Source organism: Flavonifractor sp. An100, from assembly GCF_002161175.1.
Classification (GTDB): domain Bacteria; phylum Bacillota; class Clostridia; order Oscillospirales; family Oscillospiraceae; genus Lawsonibacter.
In genome coordinates this window covers 85,043-96,899 of the sequence record NZ_NFMA01000009.1, presented here as the reverse complement: position 1 = coordinate 96,899, position 11,857 = coordinate 85,043, and the positions used below count along the sequence as shown (strand labels likewise).

9 protein-coding genes and 1 tRNA gene are annotated in these 11,857 nt (G+C 54.6%); 9 read left to right on the top strand and 1 reads right to left on the bottom strand.

What is annotated here, in order from left to right; all coding sequences use genetic code 11:
• Nucleotides 1-75: 75 nt before the first annotated feature.
• From B5E43_RS07200 to B5E43_RS07190, 3 genes are all read left to right on the top strand, one after another.
• On the top strand, nucleotides 76-480 hold the full coding sequence (locus B5E43_RS07200; protein ID WP_343214281.1) for an acetyl-CoA carboxylase biotin carboxyl carrier protein subunit: 405 nt from the start codon (nucleotides 76-78) through the stop codon (nucleotides 478-480).
• A 15-nt stretch (nucleotides 481-495) separates the two neighbouring features.
• Complete coding sequence (locus B5E43_RS07195) at nucleotides 496-1,662, top strand: sodium ion-translocating decarboxylase subunit beta (protein ID WP_087395059.1); 1,167 nt, start codon at nucleotides 496-498, stop codon at nucleotides 1,660-1,662.
• Nucleotides 1,663-1,835: 173 nt separating this feature from the next.
• Nucleotides 1,836-1,912: transfer RNA gene (locus B5E43_RS07190), tRNA-Arg, on the top strand.
• Between the two features lie 120 nt (nucleotides 1,913-2,032).
• On the opposite strand, the gene B5E43_RS07185 is transcribed toward B5E43_RS07190, so the two are convergent.
• A complete protein-coding gene (locus tag B5E43_RS07185) occupies nucleotides 2,033-3,328 on the bottom strand; it encodes a MarR family transcriptional regulator (RefSeq protein WP_158098990.1) in 1,296 nt (431 codons plus the stop codon).
• Nucleotides 3,329-3,578: 250 nt separating this feature from the next.
• Between B5E43_RS07185 and B5E43_RS07180 the strand changes: the two genes are divergently transcribed.
• The 6 genes from B5E43_RS07180 (at nucleotide 3,579) to B5E43_RS07155 (ending at nucleotide 11,747) form a co-directional block, all read left to right on the top strand.
• Nucleotides 3,579-4,955 (top strand): sodium/glutamate symporter, encoded by a 1,377-nt coding sequence (locus B5E43_RS07180; RefSeq protein WP_242964754.1) that lies wholly within the window; start codon nucleotides 3,579-3,581, stop codon nucleotides 4,953-4,955.
• Nucleotides 4,956-5,000: 45 nt separating this feature from the next.
• Nucleotides 5,001-6,416, top strand: a complete 1,416-nt coding sequence (locus tag B5E43_RS07175) for an amidohydrolase (protein WP_087395051.1) — start codon at nucleotides 5,001-5,003, stop codon at nucleotides 6,414-6,416.
• Between the two features lie 65 nt (nucleotides 6,417-6,481).
• The gene (locus B5E43_RS07170; RefSeq protein ID WP_087395048.1) at nucleotides 6,482-7,654 is read left to right on the top strand and encodes an amidohydrolase; all 1,173 of its coding nucleotides are present in this window, start codon (nucleotides 6,482-6,484) and stop codon (nucleotides 7,652-7,654) included.
• A 213-nt stretch (nucleotides 7,655-7,867) separates the two neighbouring features.
• Nucleotides 7,868-9,016, top strand: a complete 1,149-nt coding sequence (locus tag B5E43_RS07165) for a galactose ABC transporter substrate-binding protein (protein ID WP_087395045.1) — start codon at nucleotides 7,868-7,870, stop codon at nucleotides 9,014-9,016.
• 157 nt (nucleotides 9,017-9,173) lie between these two features.
• The gene (locus B5E43_RS07160; protein WP_087395042.1) at nucleotides 9,174-10,673 is read left to right on the top strand and encodes an ATP-binding cassette domain-containing protein; all 1,500 of its coding nucleotides are present in this window, start codon (nucleotides 9,174-9,176) and stop codon (nucleotides 10,671-10,673) included.
• Between the two features lie 15 nt (nucleotides 10,674-10,688).
• A complete protein-coding gene (locus B5E43_RS07155; protein ID WP_087395036.1) occupies nucleotides 10,689-11,747 on the top strand; it encodes a beta-methylgalactoside transporter in 1,059 nt (352 codons plus the stop codon).
• Nucleotides 11,748-11,857: the final 110 nt, after the last annotated feature.

Below are 11,857 nucleotides of genomic sequence, written 5' to 3'. Positions count from 1 at the left end.
GCTCCCGCCCCTGCCCCCAAGCCGGCCGCGGCTCCCGCCGCCCCCGCTGTGGATGAGGGCGAGCTTGTGGCTGTGATGATGGCTGCTGTGGCGGAGGAGTCCGGGATGTCTCCCAACTCCTTCCGAATCACCAATATCGCTTCCGCTCCTGCTGCTCCTGTTGCGGCCCCTGTGGCTGCGGCTCCCGCAGCTGCTCCTGTTGCGGCTCCTGCTCCTGCCCCCGCTCCCGCCCCTGCGGCTCCTGCCCCCGCGGCTCCTGCCGCCGGTGAGACAGCCGTGAACAGCCCCATGCCGGGCAATGTGTTCAAGGTGGAGTGCTCCGTGGGTCAGCCGGTAAAGGCCGGCGACGTGCTGGTGGTGCTGGAGGCCATGAAGATGGAGATCGAGGTCTCCGCTCCCGTGGACGGCACTGTCAAGTCTGTGGCCGCTGTGGTGGGTTCCACAGTCAACACCGATGACCTGTTGGTCACCATCGGTTGAGAGGAGGGGTGAAGTATGAGTTTCTTTACTGAAGTATTAGTTGCGATTTTCGGAGGCTCGGGCTTTGCCTACCTGCCCACTGACTGGCGCCAGGTTATTATGCTGGTCATTGCCTGTGTCCTGCTGTATTTGGGCATCGGCAAGGGGTTTGAGCCCCTGCTGCTGGTCCCCATTGCCTTCGGTATGCTGCTGGCTAACCTGCCCCTGACCGGTCTGTTCAATGAGCCGGTCTACGACGCGGCCACCCATAGTGGATCCGTAGGCTTTATGTGGGTACTCTATCAGGGCGTTCAGTATGCCATCTATCCGTCCATTATCTTTATGGGCATTGGCGCCATGACCGACTTTGGTCCTCTGCTGGCCAACCCCATGTCCCTGCTGCTGGGCGCTGCCGCTCAGCTGGGCATTTTCACCGCCTTCCTGCTGGCCGTTCTGGTTCTGGGTTTCACGCCCGCCCAGGCGGCTGCCATCGGCGTCATTGGCGGCGCGGACGGCCCGACCGCAATTTTGACGGCTTCCAAGTTGGCCAGTTCCATCTTGCCGGCTATCGCAATCGCAGCCTATTCGTATATGGCGCTGATTCCTCTGATTCAGCCTCCCATTATGAAGCTGCTGACCACCAAGGAGATGCGCAAGGTCAAGATGACCCAGCTGCGTGCCGTCTCCAAGACGGAGAAGATTATCTTCCCCATCGCCGTGACCATCTTCGTCATCCTGCTGATCCCTGATACCGCTCCTCTGATCGGTATGCTGATGCTGGGCAACCTGTTCCGGGAGTGCGGCGTGTGCGACCGTCTGTCCGACACCGCCCAGAACGCTCTGATGAACATTGTGACGATTCCTCTGGGCCTGTCCGTGGGCTTCAAGGCCACCTATGACAGCTTCCTGACTGGTCAGACCCTGGCCATTGTGTTCCTGGGCCTGTTTGCCTTCATGCTGTCCACTGCTGGCGGTGTTCTCTTTGGCGATGTGATGTATGTCCTGACCAAGGGAAAGGTCAATCCCCTGATTGGCTCCGCTGGTGTGTCTGCCGTTCCCATGGCCGCCCGTGTGTCTCAGGTGGTGGGACAGAAGGAGAACCCCGCCAACTTCCTGCTCATGCACGCTATGGGCCCCAATGTGGCCGGTGTTATCGGCTCCGCTGTGGCTGCCGGCTTCATGATCAAGGTGTTCGGTGGCTAATTGTAAGGTTGCAACTATGTTTGCCCATGGGTGTGCCGATGAATATCGGCACACCCATTTTTAATTGGCAATGGGCTAGAAAAAAATTCAAAAAATTCAAAATAGTACTTGCATTTTCCAAATGGGCATGCTATAATAACCAAGCTGTTAAGAGGAACGCCTCTTCCCAGTATGCGGCTGTAGCTCAGTTGGATAGAGTGTTTGGCTACGAACCAAAAGGTCGGGGGTTCGAATCCCTTCAGCCGTACCAAAATGGAGCAAGCGAATGTTCGCTTGCTCCATTTTTTTTGAGAAAAGACTGATCAATCTAATTTTCTCTAGCGTGAAGAAAAGCCACACCGAAAAATGGTGTGGCTTTTTGTTTTAGTTCTTATACAGGCTCTGATGGTTCAACCAGCGCTGCTTTGAAGGGATTGGAAAGAAAGTGGAAGCGGTGCTGTGGCCGGCCCTTACGCTCTCCGTTCGGGGTATCAGTAGCAGGACGAATCAAGCCAAGCTCATGGAGTTTCAGGAGAATCCGGCTGGCGCTGCGGGGTGTTATATTAAGAAGGTGGCTAATGGAGGAGGCAGTAAGGACAGCGGACTGATCAGCCTGGAACAGGCCAACCAGTTTTAATAGGTTTGCTTGGCTGATTCCAATTTTTCGTCCCAACATAATTGCTTTTTCGTTGGAATAACTATAGGTAGGAAGGGAAGGGGAGGAGAGGGGACCAGTAAGAGTCTCGTTGTCTCCCCCAACAAAAAAGCCATCATTTGCACCATGGCGGGTGGCCTCCAAAAGGGCTCGTTCAGCCAAATAGTGACAGCGATCCTCATTGGTGTGCAGGCCAATACCGACGCGAAAAGGAAAATTCAGGCTGCTCTGCAGGCGTAGAATTAAGTTCCGCATATGTTGGGGGGAAGCAGTTTGAGTGGGGCGTTGAGCCGTAAGTTCAAACTGATTTGTGCCAATGGAGATAGAGAAGGAGCGTGCAGCATCCCGACGATAATCCACTAAAAGCTTGTAGAGAGTTGCTTTTCGGTATTCACGCTCTTCTTGCGGACAGTTTTCACCGAAGGGGAGTCGGATCATGACTACAATGTGCTCCATGGGTTCAATTTGATTCAGGCGCAAATCATTCAGGGCCGTTTCAATGGATTCCCGAATCATCACTTCAGAGGGAAATACAGCCAGATAGGGGATGTGCATTTCGTCTAAACGGGGGAGATTATTGATGCTCCGGCTGATGACCAAATCAATTTTTCCCTCATCCCATAACTGCTGTGTACGCTTTGTGATGTGAGCATAATCATAGATGCTGTCCTCGAAGAAAAAAGGCATGTCCTGGGGATCAATGTAGCGCTGCATGTCCATAAAATTGTTTAACGGGGTTAGAAAATCCACAAATACCCGGTTGAGGGGAGTATCTGGATACTGTATTTTGAATTTTAATAAAATAGAGAGGATATCTTTTGTTCCATATGCGGTGAAGGAGCAGGGCAGCTGAATATCGGGGAACCGTTTTCGGATGTAGTGGTACCCCAGTTCTCCAGAAAAGAAAATGACGTCACAGGAGTCTTTACAGTCTGCGTAAATCCAGTCGATGTCCGAAAGTTCATTGTAAATATATTTGTGGAACTTACAGCCAAAATCGTGCTCCGCAATTACCTTATTGATCGGTTCCATAGAGCGGCTTGGGCTGACAATGGCAACAGTAAACATAGATTTTATTACCTTCTGTTCAAGAATTGTTGGGAAAAAGGGATGTTTTGCCCATCATAACATATATTTTTACCAGCGTCAAATGGTGGAAGGGGGCACAGGGTTGACTTTTTCGACAAAAGGTGATATTATGAACAAAGAGTTAAGGACTTAACTAGCGCATGTCCTTAAATGTGAGCTGTGAGAAAGGAAGGTAGAAATTATGACATCAGCAATGCTTACTGATCTCCTGAAAAGTCTGGCTTTGTTGGGCGCGTTCCTGGTTTTGGGCGTGTTCCTGCGTGCCAAGGTGAAGGTACTGCAGAAGACCTTCATTCCTGCCTCGGTTATTGGCGGCTTTATCCTCCTGTTGTTGGGGCCCCAGTGCTTCAACGTGCTGCCCGTTCCGGCCGAGTGGTTTTCCGTCTACTCCCTGCTGCCCGGCGTTTTGATCGTGCCTGTGGTAGCTGCAGTGCCTCTGGGCCTGCGCATCGGCGGCGGTGCCAGCTCTGACACCGATCCCGGCTTCCTGAAGAATGTGGTTCCCCTGATGTTCATTGGCCTGGGTGCCTCCATGTTCCAGTTTGCTGTGGGCTATGGTACTCATGTAGCGTTTTCCGGCGCTTACGATCTGTATGATGTGTTCGGCATTGAGCTGGCCATCGGCTTCGTGGGCGGCCACGGCACCGCTGGTACCTTGGGCAACATGCTCTCTGAGTTGAACCTGCCCTACTGGGAGACCTCTCAGGGTGTTGCCACTACGACCGCCACCTTTGGCATTGTAGGCGGCATCCTCATCGGTATCGCTCTGATCAACTGGGCTGCCCGTCATGGTCACACCGCCCTGCTGAAGAAGCCTGCCGACATTCCGGAACCCATCCGCATTGGCTATGAGCGGGACATTAACAAGCAGGCCTCTGTGGGCCGTGAGACCACCATGTCCTCTTCTATTGACACTGTGGCCTTCCACGCCGCTCTGATCTTCATCGCCTGCGGTCTGGCCTACCTGGTGCTCAAGCTGGTGGCTGGTATCCCCGTTCTCTCTGACATCTCCGTGTGGGCTTATGGCATGATCATGATGTTCATTATTTGGGGCATCATCTGCAAGCTGAAGGTAGACTATCTGGTGGACGGCAAGATCAAGAGCAAGATCTCCAGCTCCTTTACCGAGTTTGCCGTAATCGCTGCCATCGCCAGCCTGCCCATCCAGGCTGTGGCCACTTACATCGTTCCCATTCTGGTCATGGTGGTCCTTGGTTACATTGTCACTACCGCTGTTTTGTTCTTCCTGTGCAAGCGTCTGCTGAAGGGCTACTGGTTCGAGCAGATGATCGGTACCTACGGCATGGCTACCGGCGTGTTCCTCACCGGCGTGCTGCTGCTGCGTGTGTGTGACCCCGAGCTGGAGAGCCCTGCTTTGGCTAACTACTCCCTGTCTTATACCATTACCAGTATTATTTACTTTGCCATGCTGAACATGTTCATCGTCATGCCCATGCAGTCTGGTGCTGTGGTGACCGCTCTGGCGGCTACCGGTATCGCTGTGGCCTGCGTGATTTGCGCTGTGGTGTCCAGCCGAATCTCCTTTGGTAGCAGCTTTAAGGGTAACTGATAGCAAAGGAATCTGTTCTGAGCGCAATCTGTTTGAGGTATCATCATGGAAGATTATAAACAGCTTCTCACAAAACTAAATGAAACCATATGGGATTATGCGGAACTAAAGTTCTGTGAGCACCACTCCGCACAAGCAATGGCTGACGTTATGCGTGACCAGGGCTTTGAGGTGGAGATGGGGCTGGCCGGCATGGACACCGCCTTTACCGCGAAAGCGGGGGCGGGCCATCCGGTGATCGGCCTGCTGGCAGAATTTGATGCTCTGTCTGGTTTGAGTCAGTGCGCTAATGTGGTCCATCCCTGCCCCCGGGAGGGGACAGGGAACGGCCACGGCTGCGGCCACAATCTGCTGGGCACTGCTTCCGTGGGAGCGGCCTTGATGCTTCGGGATTATCTGAAGGAGAGCGGCCGTTCCGGTACTGTGGTACTGGTGGGATGTCCGGCAGAGGAAGGCGGATCGGGCAAAGCCTATTTGGCGCGCGCAGGCGTGTTTGATGGGCTGGATGTAGCGTTGACGTGGCATCCAGGCGGTGGAAATGCAGTTATGACGGGCTCGATGCAGGCCAATTGTCAGGCATATTTCCGGTTTAAGGGCAAGTCCTCTCATGCCGCAGCCGCTCCCTATTTAGGACGCAGTGCCCTGGACGCGGTGGAGCTGATGAATGTGGGGGCCAACTATATGCGGGAGCATATAGAGCCTACTGATCGCTTGCACTATGCGGTGACAGATACAGGCGGAATTTCTCCCAATGTGGTTCAAAACCATGCGGAAGTAATTTATCTGATTCGCTCGACGGATTCGGATAAAGTCAAGGCTTTGTACGATCGGGTGTGTAAAATTGCCCAGGGTGCAGCATTGATGACGGAGACACAGGTGGAGATTGTCTTTGATAAGGCGTGCTCCAATGTCCTTTCCAACTCCGTATTGGAGCAGCTGCTGTATGACAGCATGTGTGCGGTACCACTTCCTCAGTATACGGAGCAGGAGCTGGAATTTGCTCGTGCGATAAAAGAGACCTACCAAGATGTTGATCCGGGAAGCGATTTGTCGCTGCTTGGGGTGACAGGCGCGAAAAAGCGTCAGTTGTCTCAGCGCTATCGGGAGATGCCCATGGCAGATTTTGTTGTGGAGCATCAGCACCAGGATATGAATATCCCTGGTTCCTCGGATGTGGGAGATTGTAGCCATGTGGTACCCACAGCCCAATTTGTAGGAGCGTGCTTTACTCCTGGAACACCGGCTCATTCGTGGCAGATGGTGGCCCAGGGTAAGAGTGGGACGGCAGTGAAGGGAATGCTGTACGCTGCCTCTGTGCTGGCTCATGCAGGCCGGCAGGTGGTGGACGATCCCCAGATTGCAGTCCGTGCTCGGGAGGAGTTTATCCGAGAAACTGAGGGAAAGCCTTATGTTTGTCCAATTCCCCCTGAGGTGCTGCCTAACATGAACGCAAACAGTTGATGGATTCAGTGAAAGGCGCCCTCTGCGGCGCCTTTCGTTTTTGGATGGAAAAGGAGGTATCTCAAATGACGATATTGGAAGCAGCACAACAGATTCAACCCCAACTCGTCCAACTCCGACGGCAGTTCCACGCCCATCCGGAGGTATCTCAGCACGAGCAGGAGACAGCCCGGCGGGTATTGGAAGAGCTACAGGCGATTGGCGGATATACCATTCGTACGGGAATCAGTGGAAATGGAATTTTAGCTGACTTGGAAGGTGGCCAACCTGGACCTAAGGTGGCTCTGCGGGCGGATATGGATGCTTTGCAGATTACGGAGGAGACAGGACTTCCCTTCGCGTCAGAAAATCCCGGAGTCATGCATGCCTGTGGCCATGATAACCATATCACCATGCTGCTGGGAGCAGCTCGTCTGTTGGCCCAAAGGAAGGACCAGCTCAAGGGCAGTGTTCGGCTAATTTTCCAGCCTGCAGAAGAACTCTCGCCGGTAGGCGGGTCCCGAGGCATGATGGCGGCGGGTGCCCTGGAGGATGTGGATGCGGTATTTGGCCTGCACGTGTGGCCGGAGCTGCCCATGGGCACCTTCGGTACAAAGGCTGGCCCTCTGATGGCCAGTTCGGACCATTTCTCCGTCTACATTGATGGCCGGTCCAGCCACGGGGCGAAACCCGATGCCGGTATTGATGCGGTGGTGGCCGGTTCCCAGTTTGTCACAGCGGCCCAGACCATTGTCAGCCGGAATACAGATCCTTTGCAGTCAGCGGTTATTACCATCGGACGGTTCCAGGGCGGAACCCGGTATAATATTGTGGCCGGGGAGTGTGAGCTGGAGGGTACTTGCCGTACCTTTAATCCCAAGATCCGGGAGCTGGCGGAGCACCGGCTGAAGGAAGTGCTGGATGGCGTATGCACGCTGTCTGGCTGTACCGGAGAATTGAAGTATGAGCATGGCTATTGCTCGGTTATGAATGATCCCAAGCAGGCGGATTATCTGTTGAAAACGGCCTCGGAGCTCTTTGGAGCGGAGAAGGCCGTCACAGTGGAGGAGCCGTCCATGTGTGCGGAGGACTTTGCCTTTTATCTGACGGAGAAGCCCGGAGCCTTTGCCTGGCTGGGCACTGCTCTCCCGGAGGAAGAGGCCTGGCCGCTGCATAACTGTCATTTCACTGCACCGGAGGACATCCTCTGGCGAGGTGCAGCTCTGCTTGCCCAATTGGCGTTGGGTATGCCAGGTTAAAAAACAGATTTTAAATCCCCGACGCAACCTGCGTCGGGGATTTTTTTCGACAAAGAAAAAACCACTTGAATGGAAAACTAAGTTTTTTTATAGAATTGAGGAGATTTTTCTATCGTTTTTTTCCTGGATACCATCTACAATAGAAGCGTCTCAAGGGGTTGTCCTGCTTGAGAGAATGAGAAAACTCATCGATAAAATTTAGGAGGAACGAACATGAAGAAGAAACTGGCTCTTGCCCTGGCCGCGGTCATGATCATCGGGCTCTTCGCCGGCTGTTCTGGTAATAGCAGCAGCTCCAGCGCCGGCTCCAGCACTGGTTCTCAGTCTCAGGGCGGTAACTCCGCCAGCCAGGCTGAGGAGCTGAACGTAGGTGTGTTCTACTACAACTTCGCCGACATATACATCACCAGCGTGCGCAACAACATGGACGCCAAGCTCAAGGAGATGGGCGTGAAGTACACCAACTATGACGGCGCCAACACCCAGCCCACCCAGACCGACCAGGTCAACACCGCCATTGCTAATGGTGTGAACCTGCTGATCGTCAACATCGTGGAGACCTCTTCTCCCGACGCCGCTCAGAAGATCTGCGACGCCGCTAAGGCCGCCGATATTCCCGTTATTTTCTTCAACCGTGAAGTGGCTGACGAGGTTGTTAACAGCTATGAGAAGTGCGCCTTCGTGGGCACCGACGCCGCTGAGGCCGGTCACATGCAGGGCGACATGATCGCTGAGTACCTGCTGGCCAACTACGACACCGTTGACCTGAACGGTGATGGCGTCATCTCCTATGTTATGTTCAAGGGCCAGGAAGGCAACGCCGAGGCTGAGTTCCGTACTGAGTTTGCTGTGACCGACTGTAACGAGGCCCTGGTGGCTGCCGGCAAGCCCGAGCTGTCCTTCTATGCCGCTGACAACACCTCCAAGTACCTGGTTGACACCACTGGCGCCTGGTCCGCTCAGGCTGCTACCGACTACATGAACACCATCCTGGCTCAGTACAGCGAGGCCAACGGCAACATGGTTGAGCTGGTAATCGCCAACAACGACGGCATGGCCGAGGGCGCCATCGCTGCTCTGCAGCCCGCTGGCTACAACCTGGGCGAAGAGGGCGGCAAGATGATCCCCGTCTTCGGCGTGGACGCCACCGACTCCGCCAAGGAGAAGATCAACGCTGGCCAGATGACCGGCACCATCAAGCAGGACGCCGAGGGCATGGCCAACACCATCGCCGCTCTGGTGGGCAATGTTCAGAGCGGTTCCGACCTGATGACCAGCATTGACAGCGCCAACGGCTACAACGTGGACGAGAGCGTGGATAAGGTCCGCGTGCCTTACGGCATCTACACCGGCGAGGAATAAGACACAGGAAACGCTTTAGACTCGCCCCTAGAAACCCAACGGACAAGCGGGGATGCTTTGGCAGCCCCGCTTCCCCCGTGGAGCCTCTGCCTGAGCTCCGAAAGAAAAGCGGACTTGAGGCAGCGGCTCCACGCTGAAAATGGAGAGGAGGAACCATATGGATCAGCCGGCATTGCTGGAGATGCGCGGCATCAGCAAAGAATTTCCTGGCGTCAAGGCTTTGGACAACGTAAACCTCACCGTCCGGGCTGGCACCGTGCACGCCCTGATGGGAGAAAACGGCGCAGGAAAATCTACTCTGATGAAGTGCCTGTTCGGCATTTACAGTAAAGACAGCGGAACCATTACTCTGGATGGAAAAGAGATCAACTTTAAAAGCTCCAAGGAGGCCCTGGAAAACGGAGTGGCCATGGTGCACCAGGAGCTGAACCAGGCCCTGACCCGCACCGTGAAGGACAATCTGTGGCTGGGACGCTACCCCAAGATCGGCGGACTGATGGTCAGCGAGCGGATCATGGACAAGCGTACCAAAGAGATTTTCGATACCCTGGAGGTCCACGTCAACCCCAACGCCGTCATGTCTACCATGCCCGTGTCCCAGCGGCAGATGGTGGAGATCGCCAAGGCGGTGTCCTATGACTCCAAGATTATCGTCTTTGACGAGCCCACCTCTTCTCTGACGGAGACGGAAGTGGAGCACCTGTTCCGGATCATCAACATGCTCAAGGAAAAGGGCTGCGGCATTATCTACATATCCCACAAAATGGAGGAAATCCTCCGGATCAGTGACGATGTGACCATCATGCGTGACGGCCAGTGGGTGGCCACCCGTCCGGCCAAGGAACTAACCATGGATGAGATCATCAAGCTGATGGTGGGCCGTGAACTGACCAACCGCTTCCCGCCCAAGACCAATAAGCCTGGCGAGGTCATCCTGGACGTAGAGCACATTGCCGGTAAGTATACCCGCCTGAAGGACGCCACCTTCCAGCTCCATAAGGGAGAGATCCTGGGTATTGCTGGTCTGGATGGTTCCGGCCGCACGGAAGTGCTGGAGAACCTCTTTGGCGCTATGACCCGGGAGGGTGGCACCATTAAGCTCCATGGCAAGGAGATCCAGAACCGTAATCCCCGGGAGGCCATCAAAAACGGCTTTGCTCTGCTTACCGAGGAGCGCCGGGCCACCGGTATCTTCGGGATCCGGGATATCCGGGACAATACCGTGATTTCCAGCTTAAAAGATTATCTGTTGGGCGGAATATGCCTGAGCAATAAAAAAATGACGGAAAAGACAGCGTGGTCTATCCAGGCTATGCACATCAAGACGCCCAGCCAGAAGACCCAGATTCGCTCCCTGTCCGGTGGCAACCAGCAGAAGGTCATCATTGGCCGCTGGTTGCTCACCAAGCCGGAGGTGCTGCTGTTGGACGAGCCCACCCGCGGTATCGATGTGGGCGCCAAGTACGAGATCTATCAGCTGATCATCGACCTGGCTAACGAGGGCAAGGGCGTGGTCATGGTTTCGTCTGAGATGCCCGAGCTTTTGGGCGTGTGTGACCGGATTATCGTCATGTCCGGCGGCCAGGTGGCCGGTGAGGTAGACGCGAAAAACACCAGCCAGGAGGAGATCCTTACCCTGGCGGCCAAATATGTGTAAGAGGGGGAACGTTTCATGAGCAAGGACTCCAAAGAACTCCAGGCCAAGGCCAGCTCCATTAACGGCAAGCAGGTTTTGAACCTGATCCTGAATAACGCACTTCTGATTTTAATGATTATCGCGGTCATCTATATGGCCATTGACAACCCCAACTTCTTAAAGCCCAGCTCTCTGATCAACATTATTTCCCAGACCGCCGCCTATCTGCCGGTGGCCCTGGGCGTGGCAGGTTGTATTGTTCTGACCGGTACTGACTTGAGTGCCGGCCGTATCGTGGGCTTGACCGCCTGCGTGGGCGCCTCTCTGCTGCAGAACCCTGAGTCCACCAATAAGATGTGGACCGGCATCGGCGCCCTTCCCATTCCTGTGGTTATTCTCATCGTTATGGCCATCGGCGGCCTGATCGGCGCCTTCAATGGCTTCTTTGTGGGCAAGTTCAAGCTCCACCCCTTCATCGTCACCCTGGGCACCCAGCTGATTATCTACACCTTCCTGCTGCTGTACGTGAAGATGGGCAACAACAATGGTATGGCCATCTCCAGCCTGGACAAGTCCTACACCGACTTTATCACCGGATCCCTGCCCTTTGCCAAGATCAACGGCATTCCCATCCCCAACTATGTGTGGATTGCTCTGATTTTGACTGCCATTATGTGGTTTATTTGGAACAAGACCACCTTTGGTAAGAACATGTTCGCCCTGGGCTCCAACGAGGAGGCGGCCCGGGTGTCCGGCGTTAACGTTCTGATGACCACCATTATGGTCTTCGCTCTGGCCGGAGCTATGTACTCCTTCACCGGCCTCATTGAGGGAGCCCGCGTGGCCTCCAACACCGCCAACACCGGCTTCAACTATGAGCTGGACGGTATCGCGGCCTGCGTTATCGGCGGCGTGTCCTTCGTCGGCGGCATTGGTAAGATCAGCGGCATTGTCATCGGCGTGCTGATGCTCCGCCTGATCTTCGTGGGATTGAACATGATGGAAATCAACCAAGACCTGTTCTATCTCATCAAGGGTGCCATCATCCTCTTTGCCTGCGCTCTGGATATGCGCAAGTACCTGGTGAAGAAGTAAGAGCAGATTATTCTGACGTGACCAACCACTCTGGCGTCCGTCCGCCCTTTGGCGGATGGACGCCATTTTTATTTTCAAAATAGAGACCATTGTGGTATACTGCATGGTAA

Bases quoted from the DNA above. Each gene is read 5' to 3' on its own strand.
- B5E43_RS07200 (WP_343214281.1), top strand. From the start codon at position 76: ATGATGGCTGCTGTGGCGGAGGAGTCCGGGATGTCTCCCAACTCCTTC.
- B5E43_RS07195 (WP_087395059.1), top strand. From the start codon at position 496: ATGAGTTTCTTTACTGAAGTATTAGTTGCGATTTTCGGAGGCTCGGGC.
- B5E43_RS07185 (WP_158098990.1), bottom strand. From the start codon at position 3,328: ATGGAACCGATCAATAAGGTAATTGCGGAGCACGATTTTGGCTGTAAG.
- B5E43_RS07180 (WP_242964754.1), top strand. From the start codon at position 3,579: ATGCTTACTGATCTCCTGAAAAGTCTGGCTTTGTTGGGCGCGTTCCTG.
- B5E43_RS07175 (WP_087395051.1), top strand. From the start codon at position 5,001: ATGGAAGATTATAAACAGCTTCTCACAAAACTAAATGAAACCATATGG.
- B5E43_RS07170 (WP_087395048.1), top strand. From the start codon at position 6,482: ATGACGATATTGGAAGCAGCACAACAGATTCAACCCCAACTCGTCCAA.
- B5E43_RS07165 (WP_087395045.1), top strand. From the start codon at position 7,868: ATGAAGAAGAAACTGGCTCTTGCCCTGGCCGCGGTCATGATCATCGGG.
- B5E43_RS07160 (WP_087395042.1), top strand. From the start codon at position 9,174: ATGGATCAGCCGGCATTGCTGGAGATGCGCGGCATCAGCAAAGAATTT.
- B5E43_RS07155 (WP_087395036.1), top strand. From the start codon at position 10,689: ATGAGCAAGGACTCCAAAGAACTCCAGGCCAAGGCCAGCTCCATTAAC.